At 47.6% G+C, this 14438-nt stretch carries 15 protein-coding genes; 14 read left to right on the top strand and 1 reads right to left on the bottom strand.

Going from position 1 to position 14438, the window contains the following annotated elements:
* The first annotated feature begins 13 nt into the window (after positions 1–13).
* The 7 genes from V7Z69_RS02730 to V7Z69_RS02700 all read left to right on the top strand — a co-directional run bounded on the left by V7Z69_RS02730 (position 14) and on the right by V7Z69_RS02700 (position 9410).
* Positions 14–625, top strand: coding sequence for a lytic transglycosylase domain-containing protein (locus V7Z69_RS02730; RefSeq protein ID WP_334138403.1), 612 nt, complete (start codon positions 14–16; stop codon positions 623–625).
* 22 nt (positions 626–647) lie between these two features.
* On the top strand, positions 648–2243 hold the full coding sequence (locus V7Z69_RS02725; RefSeq protein ID WP_014162251.1) for a DUF342 domain-containing protein: 1596 nt from the start codon (positions 648–650) through the stop codon (positions 2241–2243).
* 29 nt (positions 2244–2272) lie between these two features.
* Entirely contained in the window at positions 2273–4387 is a 2115-nt protein-coding gene (gene flhA / locus V7Z69_RS02720; RefSeq protein ID WP_334138401.1) for a flagellar biosynthesis protein FlhA, read from the top strand.
* Between the two features lie 18 nt (positions 4388–4405).
* On the top strand, positions 4406–5125 hold the full coding sequence (locus V7Z69_RS02715; RefSeq protein WP_014162253.1) for an OmpA/MotB family protein: 720 nt from the start codon (positions 4406–4408) through the stop codon (positions 5123–5125).
* A gap of 65 nt (positions 5126–5190) precedes the next feature.
* Complete coding sequence (locus tag V7Z69_RS02710; protein WP_334138399.1) at positions 5191–5577, top strand: hypothetical protein; 387 nt, start codon at positions 5191–5193, stop codon at positions 5575–5577.
* Positions 5578–5610: 33 nt separating this feature from the next.
* Complete coding sequence (locus tag V7Z69_RS02705) at positions 5611–7596, top strand: chemotaxis protein CheA (protein WP_334138398.1); 1986 nt, start codon at positions 5611–5613, stop codon at positions 7594–7596.
* A gap of 17 nt (positions 7597–7613) precedes the next feature.
* Positions 7614–9410 carry a tetratricopeptide repeat protein gene (locus V7Z69_RS02700; RefSeq protein ID WP_334138397.1) on the top strand — a complete coding sequence of 599 codons (1797 nt, stop codon included), beginning with the start codon at positions 7614–7616 and terminating at the stop codon, positions 9408–9410.
* A 4-nt stretch (positions 9411–9414) separates the two neighbouring features.
* Here the strand turns inward: V7Z69_RS02700 and V7Z69_RS02695 are convergent, their stop codons facing one another.
* The gene (locus V7Z69_RS02695) at positions 9415–10245 is read right to left on the bottom strand and encodes a motility protein A (protein WP_334138396.1); all 831 of its coding nucleotides are present in this window, start codon (positions 10243–10245) and stop codon (positions 9415–9417) included.
* A 170-nt stretch (positions 10246–10415) separates the two neighbouring features.
* Here V7Z69_RS02695 and V7Z69_RS02690 point away from each other — a divergent pair, with 170 nt between their 5' ends.
* The 7 genes from V7Z69_RS02690 (at position 10416) to fliN (ending at position 14402) form a co-directional block, all read left to right on the top strand.
* A complete protein-coding gene (locus tag V7Z69_RS02690) occupies positions 10416–11081 on the top strand; it encodes a hypothetical protein (RefSeq protein WP_334138394.1) in 666 nt (221 codons plus the stop codon).
* A gap of 119 nt (positions 11082–11200) precedes the next feature.
* Positions 11201–11425: a hypothetical protein gene (locus V7Z69_RS02685; RefSeq protein WP_041445684.1), complete on the top strand. Its 225-nt coding sequence runs from the start codon at positions 11201–11203 to the stop codon at positions 11423–11425.
* A gap of 1 nt (position 11426) precedes the next feature.
* Complete coding sequence (locus V7Z69_RS02680) at positions 11427–12038, top strand: MotE family protein (RefSeq protein WP_334138392.1); 612 nt, start codon at positions 11427–11429, stop codon at positions 12036–12038.
* 39 nt (positions 12039–12077) lie between these two features.
* Positions 12078–12485, top strand: coding sequence for a flagellar basal body rod protein FlgB (gene flgB, locus V7Z69_RS02675; protein ID WP_014162260.1), 408 nt, complete (start codon positions 12078–12080; stop codon positions 12483–12485).
* A 1-nt stretch (position 12486) separates the two neighbouring features.
* Positions 12487–12894, top strand: coding sequence for a flagellar basal body rod protein FlgC (gene flgC / locus V7Z69_RS02670; protein ID WP_014162261.1), 408 nt, complete (start codon positions 12487–12489; stop codon positions 12892–12894).
* A 29-nt stretch (positions 12895–12923) separates the two neighbouring features.
* Complete coding sequence (gene flgF / locus V7Z69_RS02665) at positions 12924–13685, top strand: flagellar basal-body rod protein FlgF (protein ID WP_014162262.1); 762 nt, start codon at positions 12924–12926, stop codon at positions 13683–13685.
* A gap of 72 nt (positions 13686–13757) precedes the next feature.
* Positions 13758–14402 carry a flagellar motor switch protein FliN gene (gene fliN / locus V7Z69_RS02660; RefSeq protein WP_334138387.1) on the top strand — a complete coding sequence of 215 codons (645 nt, stop codon included), beginning with the start codon at positions 13758–13760 and terminating at the stop codon, positions 14400–14402.
* Positions 14403–14438: the final 36 nt, after the last annotated feature.

Below are 14438 nucleotides of genomic sequence, written 5' to 3'. Positions count from 1 at the left end.
GTGGTGAGCTTTATTGAAGGGCCTGCCGCATCCTGACCTTTCAGGGGTAAACAGAGTTAAAAACCGTATAACTGAAATCCAAAACCTATTTGGAAGGACCACAAATGAGACTTCCAGAGGCACCTTTGTTGAGGTCTTGGACAAAAAGATGAGCGGTGCTGAAAAGACACAGGATAAGGATTTTCCCTTTCCTTCTAATGTTAATTCATCTAGATCCTCGAAAAGTAACCCTTCCCCTTCATACCTAGATGGGATCATAGAGGAAAAATGTCGTAAATACGGAGTGGATGGGGCTTTGGTGAGAGCGGTTATAAAGATGGAGTCAGGAGGCAACCCAAGGGCAGTGTCCAAGGCTGGAGCTATGGGACTGATGCAGCTTATGCCCTCAACGGCCGAGATGCTGGGAGTAAAGGATCCCTTCAACCCCGAAGAGAACCTGGATGGAGGTATAAGGTACTTGAAAATGCTCCTTGAAAAGTACAGGGGAGATGAGAAACTAGCCTTGGCAGCATATCACTCTGGTCCATCAAGGGTTGATAAATGGGGTGGGATTCCGCCCTATCCCATTGTCAGGCATTACGTCAAGACCGTTTTGGCCCTTAAAGAAAGGGCTGAAAGGGAATAATAAAAAGGGAGTGAAGGAGGCCATGCCCCCAGGTGCTAAACCCTTTGAGCTTAGGGAGGAAAATGGAGAGCTGTTTTTGAAGGTTTCGGACAAAAGCATCTCCCCCGTTGTGATCTTGGAAGCCATCAAAGATAGGGGAGTGGCGATATCTCTTGATAGCATTAGGGATCTTTTGAACAACTCGAACGAAGAGTGGCAGTCTGTGGGAGTAAAAGGGAAGAGGGTAAAGGTACGCATATCCGAGGACAAGTTAAAAGCGGAAGTTTATCTGGAACCGGCCATAAGGAATCTAAATGCAGAGGAAGCAAAGAAAGAAATAATCCGTTCTCTTGAAGAGGCGGGAGTTGTTTTCGGCATAAAAGAAGAAGTCGTGGAGCTTCTGGCATCTGGAAACGATGACAATCTTTTAGAACAGTGGATTGTGATAGCTGAGGGCATTCCTCCTGAAGAGAGCCAGGATGCGAGGATAGATGTCCTGGTGAAGATAGCGGAAAAAGGACTTCAAGAGCTTGAGAACGCTGTGGTCGTAGATTTCAAAGCTTTGGGGTTTATCCCCAACGTAAAGAAAGGTACTCTCATAGCCAGAAAGATTCCTCCCAAAGAAGGTAAGGATGGGAAAGACGTTTTTGGAGAGCCCATAAAGGTTAAAAAACCCAAGGATATCAATATGAAGGCGGGGCCCAACACGGAGCTTTCCCAGGACGGATTGGAGATAACTGCAACGGCTAACGGCTTCATAGTCAAAGAGGGAAACAGGTTTAGAGTGGAGCCCCTTTTGGTCGTTAGAGGAGATGTGGACTATGGAACAGGCAATATTGAGTGTTTTGGAAGCATACATGTAACAGGGGGGGTCAAGGAAGATTTTTCGGTTGTGGCCGGAGAGACCTTGGAGATCAATGGCGTGGTCGAAGGGGCCGAATTGAGGTCGGGAAAGGATATGAGGCTTCACTCCGCCGTTAGAGGAATGGAGAGGGGAAGAATTGACTGTGGAGGCAATCTTTACTTGGAATATGCGGACCAGTGTAAGATAACCTCCGCAGGGGAACTTTACTTCAAAAGGGCACTGATGCACTGCGATATAGAGGTGGAGGGGTCGGTCCACCTCGTGGAAGGTGGAAAGGGAGTAATAGCCGGAGGTAAGCTCTACTCTGGTGGAGATGTGGAGTGTCGCGCCTTGGGTAGTAAAGTTGGGACCAAGACGTTAGTGCACTTGGGGTTGTCACCTCGTCTTATGAATCAGCATAATGTTCTTATGGCCAAAAAGGAGGATTTGGAGTCCAAGATTGCGACGGTTAAAAAAAACATAAAGTACCTCACCAGGCTCGCGGAGGAGGGCAAGCTTGATGAGAAGAAAAAGCTTTTGGCGCTTAATTTTGTAAAGCTGCTGGAAAGTTTTGAGCTGAAACACAAAGAAGTGGAGTCTCTTCTTTTAAAGGTGGAAGAGCTCATCAAGAAAGCGAAGCACAAAGGACGTGTCAAGGTGAGGGAAGTGTGCTATCCAGGAGTTACGATCGTTATAAGGCGGGAACGGTATCAGGTTAGAGAGGAACTCAAAGAGGTAGAGTTCTTATACGAGGACGGTAAGGTAAAGGTAGTCCCCATAGATGATGACCGTTAGAACCTTTTATATTTTTTATTTAGGGGGAAATGGGGTTGCAGAGGGCTAAGGCCAATCCAATAGAGGGAATGTTGAAATACTCAGACATGGGAATCACCTTTATGGTGGTTCTCATTGTCGTCATGATGGTTATCCCCCTTCCCACTCCTCTTTTGGATCTTCTTTTGGCGCTTAATATAACCTTTGCAGTGATAGTGTTGTTGGTGACCTTTTATGTTCAACACGCTCTGGAAATAGCCGCCTTTCCGTCCATCTTGTTGGTCGCAACCCTGTTCAGGTTGGCTTTGAACGTTTCCACTACCAGGTTGATTCTGCTTCACGGGTACGCAGGTAAGTTGATAGGTGCCTTTGGTAACTTCGTGGTGGGTGGCAACTACCTAGTGGGTGGTATTGTCTTCCTCATTTTGGTGTTGATCCAGTTTTTGGTTATAACCAAGGGAGCTGAACGAGTTGCGGAGGTGCAGGCCCGCTTCCAGCTTGATGGTATGCCTGGGAAGCAGATGGCCATAGATGCCGATTTGGGCAATGGGCTGATAGATGAGGCGACTGCACGAGAGAGGCGTAGGATGGTGCAGAGGGAAGCAGACTTTTTTGGAGCCATGGACGGTGCCTCCAAGTTCGTTAAAGGAGATGCCATAGCGGGTCTGATCATAACTACCATAAACATAATAGGCGGAATATGCATAGGGATATTCCAGCAGGGGCTCACCATTGGGGAAGCTGCCCAGCGCTACAGCCTCCTTACGGTGGGAGACGGTCTCGTAGCCCAGATACCTGCTTTGATCCTCTCCACCGCCACAGGAATACTTGTGACCAGGACGGCCGGAGAAAGTCATCTTGGAAAGGACATAACCAAATCTTTAATTAACCACTGCAGACCTCTTTGGATAGGTTCGGTTTTGCTTTTGGCATTGGCGGTGATTCCAGGGTTTCCAAAGATTCCTTTCATACTTTTGGCTGCCTTCTTGGGAGTTCAGGGAATGTGGGTATTCAGGGAAAGAAAAGTTGAAGCACCCCAAAAGCCTCAATCTTCCGGGGAAACTCCTCAGGCGCAACCCCCTAAGCAGGCAGAATCTCCTGGGGAGGGAGCAGCACCTGGTGACTTTGGTAGCGTGATGAAGCTTTTGACGGTGGATCCCTTGGAGCTTGAGGTTGGGTATGCTCTCATACCGTTGATCGAGCCCAGCAAGGGAGGCGACCTCTTGGAGAGGATACAGACATTGCGGAGACAACTGGCCTTGGAGATGGGCGTTGTGACTCCACCGGTGAGGATAAAGGACAATTTACAGCTTAAGCCTACAGCCTATGTGATAAAGGTAAGAGGAGTGCCCAAAAAGAGTTCAGAACTCATGCCCGATTATTACATGGCCATAGACACGGGACATACCACTGGAACGTTGGTTGGTATACCCACCAAGGAGCCGGCCTTCGGGCTGGATGCCCTGTGGATAACCCCTGATCTAAGGGCCAAGGCAGAGGAACTTGGGTACACGGTGGTGGATGCTCCTTCGGTTTTGGCCACCCATCTTTCAGAGGTGGTTCGATCCCACGCTGCGGAGCTTTTGACGAGACAGACGGTTCAGAGCATGATAGACATGGTCAAGGAGACTTCTCCAGCCGTTGTGGAGGAGATGATGCGCTATTTGAGCCTTGGAGACGTTCAGAAGGTTCTCCAGAACCTAATAAGGGAGAAGGTTCCCATTAGAGATTTGGTAGGCATTTTTGAGACTTTGGCTGATTACGGTAAAGTCACCCAAAGTCCTGACTTCCTCTCCGAGCGAGCGAGGGAGTCGTTGGGTAAGATAATATACTATCAAAATGCCAATGAGGAGACTGGAGAACTTACTGTTGTAACCTTATCTCCAGTATGGGAAAAGAGAATAAAGGAGTCCGTTCAAGGCAATTTGGTCGAGGGGTGGCATATAAACATGGACTTCAAGGTTGTTCAAGATTTCAATAGGGCTGTTGGAGAAGCGACCAAAAAACTTCTTGAGCAGGGCTTGCCTCAGGTCGTACTAGTTCATCCTGACGTGCGTTTCTACGTGAGAAAACTTTTGGAGCGGACCTTTCCCAACGTGGTTGTTATAAGTTACAGTGAGGTTCCCAAAGACTCCAAGATAAACACTGTGGGTGTTGTAGAATGAATGTAGAGGGAGAAAGAAATGGCTAGGAAAAGAAAAGAGGAAGAATCTTCTGGCGGAAGCTGGCTTACTACCTATGGGGACATGGTCACCCTTATTTTGACCTTTTTTATACTTCTTTATTCCTTTTCTACGATAGACGTGATCAAGTTCAAGAAAATGCTTTTTTCCTTCAAGGATGCCATAGGGGTTGTCAAAGGAGGAAAGACTTTCGAGGAGGATGAGGCTGCCTTCTCGGGTCAAACTATGGATGAGATAGGGAAGTCCAAGAAGACCACCCAGGAAATAATGGAGACTGCAAAGAGAATCCAGAGCATATTAGAACAAGAAGGATTGAAAAGCAACGTCTCTGTTACCGTGAGCCAGAGAGGAGTTGTGGTATCCATAGCAGAAGGGCTGCTTTTCAGATCAGGAGAGTACGAGATAAGGCCGGAGGGGAAAAGGGTATTGGATATATTGACCAGGATAATCAAAGAACTGCCCAATGATGTCTCCGTGGAAGGTCATGCTGATAAAATCCCTGTAAGAGCAGATGGGGTGGTACGAGATAACTGGACCCTGTCTGCCTTGAGAGCAGTGCGGATAGTGGCCTACTTTCAAACTGCGGGGGTATCGTCCAGACGCCTTCAGGCCGTGGGTTATGGAGATACCAGGCCAATAATGCCCAATGACACTCCAGAGCACAGAAACATGAACAGGAGGGCAGATATAGTCTTTTTATCGGAGAGTTCCATATTTTGAGGGTTTTTGAGTTTTTTGTCTCTTTTTTCTCTCTTAAACTTGTATTGTGGAAGGTGGTGTCTGGCGTGGGTTTCCCCATATTGGAAAATTGCCGTATATGTGGTAGGCCTTTTACCTATATAAGAGGTTCTAAGGTATGTGAGGCCTGTAGAGATGACCTGGATCGAATTTATTTTGAGGCCAGGGATATCCTGATGGATTTGCCCTCAGATGAGAAGCTGGACGCCATAGAATTGGCCAATAGATTGGAAGTTGATCCTATATACATATACATTTTGGCGGAAGAAGGTCGATTCGACAGAGAAGCACCGTGGCTTGGAGATAAAGGGGAGAAAGAAAGGCTTATATCGGAATTTTCGATGGAGATCCAAAAGATGGATAAAGAAAGGAAATCCAGCGGTGAAAGCAGGAAGATCTATACTGTAGAGAGAAAAGAACGAGAAGAGAGATAGGCCTCCAAACGTTCTTAAGGAGAGTGAAATGTAATGGATATGAAAGATTATATAGGCCCTTTCATCGATGAGACGGAAGAGAACTTGCAAAAACTGAACGAGTGCCTTCTAGCCTTCGAGCAGGGCGATTCATCGGTCATTGACGAGATATTTAGAGTAGCTCATACCCTCAAAGGAATGGCGTCAACCATGGGTTTTGCAAGGATGGCCGAGCTAACTCATGATATGGAGGATGTGTTGGACCTGGCAAGGCAAAAAAAGCTTGCATTGCGCCGCAAAGAGGACATAGAGCTTCTTTTTGAATGTTTGGACACTCTGAACGTAATGCTTGATGAGATAAGGTCTGGCAAGGATGATACATCGGTGGATATAGAGGATATCAAATCCAGGTTGAAAGCTCTTTGCAGTTTAGCAGGGGAAGGTCAAGATCTTTCCGATGAAGTGACAGATCAAGTTGTAAAAGACCAAGAAGGGCCCAAAGCGGTGTCTGATTTCAAAAAGATTAAGGTAGTCCTTGGAAAAGATTGTGTGCTCAAGGGAGCCAGAGCTTTCATGGTGCTGGAGGAACTGTCCTCCTTTGGCCGAGTGGAGTCCACTGAGCCAGATATGGAGAAACTTGTGGAAGGGGAGTTTGATGGTAGGTCTTTTGTGGTGCATCTGGAAACCCGTGAGGAGCCTGAAAGAATAGAGGAGGCAGTTTTGAGGGTAAGTGAAGTTGAATCTTGCTCTATAGAAGGAGCCCCTTCAGTGGGAAAAGAGGCGGAGTCCGGCCCAGGGGTGGAGTTTAAAAGCAAATCTCCTCAAGAGGTGGCCAAAGAGAAAGGGGACAGCAAGGTAGCCGATACAGTCAAGACCATAAAAAAGAAGACCAATCAGACGGTTAGGGTTGATGTAAACAGGCTTGATAAACTCCTGAACCTAGTTGGTGAGCTTGTCATAGGCCGTTCCAGGATAGAGAGGCTTGCGAAAGACAGCAACCTGAAGGAGTTTGAGGAACCTATTCTGCAGTTGGGACGTATATCCAAGGAGATCCAGGAATTAGTCACTAAACTCAGAATGCTTCCCATAAGCTTCATATTCGATCGTTTCCCTCGCCTGGTGAGGGACCTTTCTCAGGAACTTGGCAAAAAGGTGCACCTTGAGATGGAGGGAAGGGACACGGAACTGGATCGTTCAGTGATAGATGAGATAGGCGATCCCATGGTGCATCTGATAAGGAACAGCTTGGATCATGGGATAGAACCTCCGGAAGAAAGGCTCGCAAAGGGCAAGCCTGAAACGGGCCTTTTGAGGATAAGGGCCTATCAGGATGGTAGTAGCGTCGTTGTCTCGGTGGAGGATGATGGAAGAGGTATCGACAAGGATAAGATACTTCAAAAAGCTCTGGAGAAGGGATTCGTGTCCAAGGAGCAGTTGGATTCTCTTACAGAAAGGGAAGCCATACAGTTTCTTTTCACCCCCGGTTTCAGTACTTCCGATAAGGTTACGGACATCTCAGGTCGTGGAGTGGGCTTGGACGCAGTGAAAAACAAAGTAGAATCCATAGGTGGCCGGTTATCCATAGAATCCGAGGTGGATAAGGGGACCACGATCAAAGTAAAGCTTCCCATAACTTTGGCTATAGTCCTTGCTCTCTTGGTGAACATAGATGGGCAAATATACGCGATACCTTTGGAGAGCGTGGATGAAACGGTCCTTGTAAATAAGGATGATATAAAAGTGGTAAATGGGAGCCAAGTCACCATGTTGAGGGGATCTATGTTGTATCTAGTGGATTCCAGGGACCTTTATGGACTTCCCAAAAGAGAGGATTCTTCGGTCCTTTCGGTGGTGGTCATGCGCACAGGCTTCAGAAAAGTTGGGTTCATAGTCGATGATTTCATCGGGCAGCAGGAAATAGTTATAAAAAGCCTAGGAAACACAGGAATGGTAAAGATAAACTGGTTTTCCGGGGGAACCATACTGGGCGATGGTAGCGTAGCTTTGATAATAGATCCTGCAAAGGTTGAGGAGGTATGATTTAATTAAGTCCTGATATGAGCAGCAAGTTCAGAGTAATAGTGAGTTTGCTTTTTTTAATACTTTGTTTCGACCTTTCCACTGGCTATGCGGAGGAACGGCTGAAGTTGCCGGAAGCGCAGCGAATGTACGGTTTCGCTGCGTTTGTTTCTGCTTATCAATACGCCCTGGAGGACAAAATCGATGAGGCCTTGGAGAAGCTGGAAGTTGCCATTAAATGGGATCCTTACCTGGTGGAGTACTATCTTCTGAAGGCATTTTGTATGTACAACCTGGGCAGGTTTGATGAAGCCGTCACAAATCTCAACTTTTATCTGGAAGTAAGAAACAAGGATTTTTTTGCTAAGTCCTTTTTGGAGGACGTGAGGGAGAAGAAAGTTTACGTAAAGAACGCCATCACAAAGGGGGTTCCGGTAGATCAAGTTCTTCTCGGCAACTCCTTTGCCCTGTGGGAAGAGTTGGGGGTTTCGCCCTTGGATCGTTTTATCCCCTACATGCCTGGGCGGCCTGTATGTTCAGGTGAGAACTTGTTCTTCACGGATCAGATCAGGGGCAAGCTGTACATCTATCAAAAGGATGACGACAAAGAAAAGTGGGAGAAAAAAGAGGTATTTGATGTAGGCAAGGGGATATTGAAGGCTATACCTTTGGGGGCTCAAGAGCTTGCGCTGCTCTTTGATACTGGCCTTTTGAAGCTTACTAGATGGAATAAAGATAAAGGGAAGCTGGAGGAAATACACGAGGTAGATCTTGATCTTTCATCTCCTTCCGATGGGGTTTCCATTGGTGGTGGAATTATAGGGGTTGCAGAGCGGATTGAGGGAAGGGTTTCTTTCATAAGGGCCGCAACTGGAGAAAATATATATTCTTGGTCGCCTCCGGATGTGAAAAATTTCAAGCCCGCATCTTTGGCCGTGCACGGTCCCATATTGGCCGTAGGGGACACGTCCTCCATGAGAGTGTATCTTTTTGATCTAGTGGACAGGAAGATCATAAGGGAGTTTTCCTTCGAAGCTCCTCCCAGGGCAGTGGAACTTTTTAACTCCTCTGAAGGGGCAGTTCTGACAGAGGATGGTAGTTTATATATCATCTCGGCGATTAAAGACCAGGCAGAACTTTTAGCGAAAAAAATTTTCCCGGAAGCTTGGTTTTTGTTTAACATGGAAGGAAAGGTCTACGCAACGGATACCAGGCTTTTCAAAGGTTCAAGTCTTAAGTTGATAGCTAAAAAGGGTTACCTGGTCATGAGGGCCCCTTCTAAGGAGGGTAGTTTTTGGAAGGTCGAAGCAAGGGTTGTCATACCCTTTGGTAAATTGGAACTTGAAAATGTAATTCTTCAGGGGGTCATAGAGGGACAGCTTGCCGAAGTGGAGGTACTAGAAAAGACAGCCCCTCCAGAGTCTGTGGTCAGAATAGAAGCTCCCTTATCGTTAGAGGATAAGGAACTTCAGCTTGTGGCTTCTCGCGCTTCAGTACTGGCGATCAAGGGTTCTGCCTTGCCTAAAGATACGGCAAGTTTGATTCGTTTAGGTAACTTTGCCCTAGCAAAGGGCATTAAAATTTTCATATTACCTGACAATGCTATGCCGGAGGTTGAGAAAGTACGCTTGGCTGAGATCACTGGGGGAGGATTGTTAATGGATGAGGAAAGCAACATGCTTAAAGAAGGGGTAATGAAACTAAAGATCAGCTCTGCGAGCACACCCAATGTTCCAGGATCTAGGGACGATTCAGGTCTTTTAGTTTTGGGAAGGATAGGACCAACCACGGTGGAAGGCCGCATACCCTTCTGGAGTTCCTTCATCCAGTTTTGAGTTTTTATGCTGAAGCAGGTTCCTCCGCCTCTTTTGCTGCTTCCCTTGAGGCTCTCCCCGAGGCCTTCCTCGCCGCAAGCTTTTCCCGCTCCTCCCTTGGCAGGAATATCTTGAGCTTTTCTTCCACCAATCTTGGATTTTCTCCTGATTGGATGGAGAGTATACCTTCCACGATTATTTCCATGGACAAGATGGCATCAGATGCACGAGCAGAGATCTTCTTTGATATGGGTATGGCGATAACGTTGGCGATGAAGGATCCGTAGAAGGTGGTTATAAGAGCCACCGCCATGCCTGGCCCCAGAGCTTCCGGGGTGTCCAAGTTGCGGAGCATTTGAATAAGCCCTATGAGGGTTCCCAACATGCCGAAAGCTGGTGCCAACTCTGCCATCAGGTCAAAAGCTCTTTTGGAGACTGCATACCTTCGTTCAGTTATATCTATTTCTGCGTCCATTATAGCCTTTACTGTCTCAGGGGGAGTGCCGTCTATGACCAGTTGAGCTGACTTTCTTATGAAGTCGTTGTCGATTTTGCTTATTTCTTCTTCCAGGGCCAACAGACCCTCCGCTCGGGCTTTCCTGGCCATTTCCACTAGTATGTCCATAAGGGAGATCAAATCCATGAACTCTTCCTTGGAAAAGGCTTCCTTGACCGTCTGAGGGATTTTGAAGAAATCCTTTTTAGGCGTAGCTATTCCTATGGCTCCTAGGGTGCCTCCAACCGTTATGAGCATGGAGGGTATATTTATGAAGGCCCCTGGGGCCCCTCCAAGGACTATCCCGCCCACTACCAGAAGTATGGTCACTGCCAAAAAGCCCAAGGCCATCATGTCCATTAGGTATCTCCTGCCTTTCGTGAAGGACAATTATAAGCACAAATAAGGCCCCTTTCAACAGTAAGTATATTTATTGGCCTTCAAGGAAAAAACTTATGGGGGGCTATTTTTTTATAAGGGAAATGCCGAACCTAAAATGAAACCCCAAGAATCGAAGGGAGAGTATATCATTGCAGGAAGCCATCAATAAAATTCAAAGGGAGCTTGAGTATCCTATAACAGAAGTAAAGTGGGACCAATCCTATTACGATGTTACCTTTGATCCTCTAGAAAAGATACACTATTTTTATGTTCCACGAGAAGGGGCCGTGCCTGAAATAGTGAAGCTGAGAAATTTTTGCCACAGTTATCTAGCGGAGAAAGTAAATCCTTTGTTTTCTGCCATAGTGGTGGAGTATGATGAAGCATTGCCGGAGAGGGTCTTCGAGTCGATTATATGGCCAATATTTTGTGTTTCCAGGGCATGGTTTGCTGATGGCTTAATGTACGAGCTTTGTCCCGATGATGCAAAGGAGTGGATGAGGGCTAAGGTGGAAGCGGTGAGAGCGGCGTTCTCCGATGGTGGAGTTCAGGCTAACCTGCGAGACGCTCTTGAGATCGCTCTTATTGTTGCGGAAGCTAAGGACTTGTGTGGTGAGAGAGTGGAGGTAACGGGTAAAAGTAGAGATTTCGTAGATGCTTTTATTGAAGTTAACCCGAGAAATGCCACCGTGGAGGGCCTTGAGGCCTTAAACGCTAAACTTCTTAAATTGGCCGGTGACTTCGATGTGGAGTTGGTTTTCAACAAAAAGATGAATATGCATGTTTGGAGGTGTAAGGGCGCTTCCATGGGGTAGACGATCTGCAATGCTTTGTTATTCAAATAGTATCGCCAAAGGATCCTAACTTTTGGGAGAAGGTTCAGGAGGTCAAGGAACGTGGAAGTTGGGAGCCCAACAAAAGCCTTCAAAGTTTCATGGCGTCCTTTGCGTTTTTTTTCGTAGGGACGTATTTGGCTTGGACCCTTGATGAAGCCAAAAAGGTCATGCTTCGGGTTCTTCCGTCCGAGGAAGATTGGTTTTTGATTCACGAGGAGTGGGACGGTTACGAGCACCTTTGGGGCCTTTACAGCAGTACAACCGGCGGTTATGTTTGTGGAATTTGGAGGACCAAGATAGTGGGGGATCTTTTGGGAGATTGATATGGTGAAGGGACTGGCTAAATTCCTCAAGGTCTTCAAAATTTTGGCAATTATGATTGCGGCTGTGATCGGTTTGGGAGTGGGCCTCTACGTGGGTGGAGGTATATATCCTTTTATCGACCGCGTTGGGCCTGCTTTGGAGAAATTTCCTTGGGTGGGGCAGAAAGTTTATCCTTTGGTGGAGAAGTTATCTCCTCCCCTTACAGGGTTTGAAAGGCGCCTTAAGGAGCTTGAGCAGGAAAAAGCTTTCATATTGGAACAGCAAAAGCTTCTGGAGGAGAGAGAGCAAGCTTTGGAGCGGAAAAGGCAGGAGCTGGAGAAAGAAAGGGCAGCCCTGAAGAAACAACTGGATAGATTGAAGGCAGAAGCGGCAGCCTCACAGAAAGACAAAAAAGAATCTATCTCCGATATGGTTGGAGAAGCTGTTGCTGAGATGCCGGCGAGCAAGGCTGCAAAGATATTGTCCAAGTTGCCCTTGCCGGAGGTTATGCAGCTTTTGGAGATCATGGATTCGGAGCAGAGGATGCAGGTTCTTTCAAAGATGGCGCCTGAATTGGCTTCGAAGATAATATATTACGCGAGAATGAAAGGCGAAGAGAAAAGGGCCGATTAGGGGCTCTTTGTGTTTATACTGCGGAGAGGGGGGAGTGATATGTTTGACGACAAAGTATGGCTTGTGAGCAAGGTGTCGGCTGGTGCTCTGGCGAAGAGGTTCAAGGCCGTTGCTCAGAATATAGCCAACGTCAACACCCCAGGTTACAAAAGAAAGGAAGTGGAGTTCGAAAAGACCTTGAAGGAGGCTCTCCAGGGGACGGATAAGGTTCAGCTTGAGGTCACTAACGAAAGGCATATTGGTGGCGGACGGAAGCTTCAAGATCTCTCTGCTGAGGCCTTCAAGGAGAAGAGGGTTTCAGGAGAAAGCTATAGGCTTGACGGCAATAACGTGGACCCCGAGGTGGAGATGGCCAAGATGATGGAGACCAGATTGGCCTATGATGGAGTCCTACGTATGATGGCTAAGAGAGTGGATATGCTCAAGACTGCCATGGGAGGTAAGTAGCATGAAGATATTTAAGGCCATAGACATAGCAGGTAGCGGTCTTACCGCCCATAGAGCTATGATGGATGTTATCTCTGAGAACCTGGCTAACGCAAACACCACCAGAACGCCGGATGGAGGCCCATACCAGAGGAAAGTCCCAGTGTTCGAGGAAAAGTTGGATGAGGCGATGGGAGCCTCAGGAGTCAAGCTTAAGGAGGTTGCCACCGATCAATCTGCACCAAGAATGGTGTACGACCCAGGTCATCCTGATGCCAATGAAGAAGGCTATGTAGCATATCCCAACGTGTCAGTGGTACGCGAGATGGCCGACATGATGACGGCAAGCCGCGCATACGAGGCCAACTTAGAGGTGGTAAAATCAGCCAAAGCCATGCTGGAAGCCTCTTTGGATTTACTTAAAGGTTAAGAAATAGGCGTGCGCGGGAGGCATAAAAATTGTTTAGGGGTATATATAAAGTCATATCGGCCATGTTGGTGCAGCAGTCCAAGGTGGATGTGGCTTCCAATAACTTGGCCAACGTCAACACTACAGGTTTTTTTAAGGAAATACTGACCCAGAAGGCGTTGCCCGCAGGGGAGCTTGTCCGCGAGGAGAAAGGCTCAGGAGGGGAAAGCGCCAGAGAGGTGGTAGGGGAGACCAACCTGGGAGTAGTGGTAGCCGAGACGGCAATGGATGCTACCCCAGGGGTTGTTAAGAGTACAGGCAACCCTTTGGATTGTGCAATAAAGGGCAAGGGTTTTTTTCAACTTTCCGACGGTCAAAACCTGTTTTACACCAGGGCTGGTAATTTCACCTTGGATAGTGAGGGAAGGATCGTAACGCCATCGGGGTTGTTTCTCATGGGGGAAGGGGGCCCTATTGAGGTGGGCGATGCTCAGGAAGTGACTATTCGGGAGGATGGATCGGTGATAGCTGACGGGGAGGTTGTTGGCGTCATAGCACTGTACGACTTTGAAAGGCCCTCCTTTCTACGTCGATTGGGTCATAGTCTTTTTTCGGCTACGCCAGACTCTGGTGAGGCAATTTTACAGGAGTCTGTGTCTTTGGCCGTGGGGGCATTGGAGGGTTCCAACGTAAACGTCGTTGAGGAGATGGCTAGGCTCATAGAGGCCAGCAGAGCCTATGAGGCCGCCTCCAAATCCTTTGAATCGGAAAACGAGACAGCCCAGAAGATGGTGGAGACCTTCGGAGTGTAGATGTTAGAATATACTGAAATTTTGCCGTGAGGAGGTGGGGCTACCTCTCGTGGTGAGGTGGCAGTTGGGCCCATGGATGAAGAAAAAAGGCAGAACGAACAACAACCAAACCCAGAGGAGCAAGTGGAAGCTCCAAAGGAAGAAAAGCAAGGTTCTTCCGAGGGAGGAAGTGAAGCAAAAGAACAAGAGATTTCTCCTGACTTGAGCATGGAGGAATTGGAGGCCATATCCAAAGGACTTGAGGGCTTAGAGGATGAAGGCACAGCGACTGATATACCCGATCTAGAAAGCATGGGCCAAGATGCCCAGCTTTCCATGGATGAGCTAATAGCAAGCGTCAAAGCTTCCTCAAACTTTGATTTCACGCCGGGGGGGCAGGTTCCTACGAAAGAACAGCCCAAAGCTCAGCCCGCGTCCTTCCCCGATATAAGTCAGGGGGCTCAAGGGTTCGTGCCTTCGGCAGCGGTAGATGAGAAGATAGATCTTTTGATGGACATACCCGTGAAGATAACGGTGGTTCTCGGTAGGACCAAAAAGACCATAGGGGACATCCTTTCTATAGAGCCAGGTGCAGTCATAGAATTGGATAGACAAGTGGGAGAGCCTGTGGAGATAACGGTGAACGACAGGCCCATCTTTAAAGGCGAAGTGGTCGTAATAGAGGAGAACTTTGGAGTCCGAATCACCGAGATAGTTGAAAAGCAGGGTAAAAAGTAATCCCTTTATATGCGCGGTATAGTAGTGATAGGAGGG

Source organism: Thermovirga lienii, from assembly GCF_036847465.1.
GTDB classification, from domain to species: domain Bacteria; phylum Synergistota; class Synergistia; order Synergistales; family Thermovirgaceae; genus Thermovirga; species Thermovirga lienii.
The sequence above is the reverse complement of the archived record's forward strand: the minus strand, read 5'-3'. Positions and strand labels throughout refer to the sequence as shown.

What these genes read in the sequence shown, in the direction of transcription:
- V7Z69_RS02725 (WP_014162251.1), top strand. Translation starts at nt 648, where the DNA reads ATGCCCCCAGGTGCTAAACCCTTTGAGCTTAGGGAGGAAAATGGAGAG.
- fliN (WP_334138387.1), top strand. Translation starts at nt 13,758, where the DNA reads ATGGATGAAGAAAAAAGGCAGAACGAACAACAACCAAACCCAGAGGAG.
- V7Z69_RS02680 (WP_334138392.1), top strand. Translation starts at nt 11,427, where the DNA reads ATGGTGAAGGGACTGGCTAAATTCCTCAAGGTCTTCAAAATTTTGGCA.
- flgB (WP_014162260.1), top strand. Translation starts at nt 12,078, where the DNA reads ATGTTTGACGACAAAGTATGGCTTGTGAGCAAGGTGTCGGCTGGTGCT.
- V7Z69_RS02695 (WP_334138396.1), bottom strand. Translation starts at nt 10,245, where the DNA reads ATGGACATGATGGCCTTGGGCTTTTTGGCAGTGACCATACTTCTGGTA.
- flhA (WP_334138401.1), top strand. Translation starts at nt 2,273, where the DNA reads ATGGGGTTGCAGAGGGCTAAGGCCAATCCAATAGAGGGAATGTTGAAA.
- V7Z69_RS02685 (WP_041445684.1), top strand. Translation starts at nt 11,201, where the DNA reads ATGGCGTCCTTTGCGTTTTTTTTCGTAGGGACGTATTTGGCTTGGACC.
- V7Z69_RS02700 (WP_334138397.1), top strand. Translation starts at nt 7,614, where the DNA reads ATGAGCAGCAAGTTCAGAGTAATAGTGAGTTTGCTTTTTTTAATACTT.
- V7Z69_RS02705 (WP_334138398.1), top strand. Translation starts at nt 5,611, where the DNA reads ATGGATATGAAAGATTATATAGGCCCTTTCATCGATGAGACGGAAGAG.
- V7Z69_RS02715 (WP_014162253.1), top strand. Translation starts at nt 4,406, where the DNA reads ATGGCTAGGAAAAGAAAAGAGGAAGAATCTTCTGGCGGAAGCTGGCTT.
- flgC (WP_014162261.1), top strand. Translation starts at nt 12,487, where the DNA reads ATGAAGATATTTAAGGCCATAGACATAGCAGGTAGCGGTCTTACCGCC.